Below are 1166 nucleotides of genomic sequence, written 5' to 3'. Positions count from 1 at the left end.
GCGGTCAGCGGGGAGCGGGCGTGCGGGTCGGAGGTCTCGGACGGCAGGATCCGCTCGACGCGCCAGCGGCCGTCGTCCCCGCGGGTGATGTCGGCGCCGAGGAGCCCCTGCCGCCGCTCCGGTGCGCCCGCGCCGGTGCCGCCGCCCGGGGGGATGACGTAGGCGTGGGACGTGTTCAGCTCGCCCTGCACCTCCCACAGCAGGTCGACGAGGTCGTCGTGGGTGGCGACGCGCTCCAGCAGCGGGCGGTAGCGGTCCAGCACGCCGTCCCAGTCGACGCCGCCGAGGTCGGCGCGCCAGAAGTGGTCGCGCATCAGCCGGCCGGCCTCGGCGTACATCTGCCGCCACTCCGCGGCCGGGTCGAGCAGCTGCCGTACGCGCGTGAGGTCGACGGTGACGTTGTCCCCGTCGCCGTCGTCGACGTGGCTGGCCTTGCGGTCGGCGGGGACGACCTTCAGCTTGCCGTCGGTGCGCAGCAGGATCCGGGTGCCGTCCCCGGTGACGGTGAAGCCCTCGGCGTCGTCGGCGAGTTCCTCGACGCGCTGCTTGCCCAGGTCGTAGCGCTCCAGCCGGCTGGTGGGCCCGTCGTCGTCGGGGCCCGCGGCGTCGGTGCCGAGGACGCCGCGCAGCGGGTGGGTCAGCCACAGCAGGCCGCCTTCGGCGGCGCGCAGCGTCGAGTAGCGGGCGGCCTCGACGGGGAAGGGCAGGATCCGGTCGGCGAGGCCGTCGAGGTCGATGCGGGTGACCGGCGGGGTGTCGCCGGAGGCGGAGCCGGCGTCGTCGCCGTCGTCGGAGCTGCCCCGCTCGGGGGCCCGGCCGTGGCGCTGCGGGCCGAACGGCGAGGGCGTCTCGGCGGCCAGCGTGATCAGGTGGGGGCGGCAGGCGTACGGGAACGACAGGTCGAAGACGTGGCTGTCGTAGACGGGGTCGAAGGCCCGCTCGGACAGGAACGCCAGGTGCTTGCCGTCGGCGGTGAACGCCGGGGAGTAGTCGCGGAAGCGCAGCGGCGTGGCCTCGGCGACGGCCAGCCCGTCGGTGGTGGCCAGGCGCAGCTGCCGCAGCTCGCCGGGGCCCGGGTGGGACCAGGCCAGCCAGGCGGAGTCGGGGGAGAACACCAGCCCGCCGGCGTCGCCGTACCCGCTGGCGTCGACCTCGCGTACGTCGCC

1 protein-coding gene is annotated in these 1166 nt (G+C 75.9%); it reads right to left on the bottom strand.

The genetic code is table 11. The features are described 5' to 3' along the window. Positions 1-1166: PDZ domain-containing protein (locus tag H5J30_RS34585; RefSeq protein WP_181791765.1), on the bottom strand; the 1166-nt coding region annotated here is incomplete at both ends.

It is taken from the genome of Streptomyces phytophilus (genome assembly GCF_013870535.1).
Taxonomy (GTDB): Bacteria; Actinomycetota; Actinomycetes; order Streptomycetales; family Streptomycetaceae; genus Streptomyces; species Streptomyces phytophilus.
Note: the sequence above shows the minus strand (reverse complement) of the source record. Positions and strands in the feature narration are given on the sequence as shown.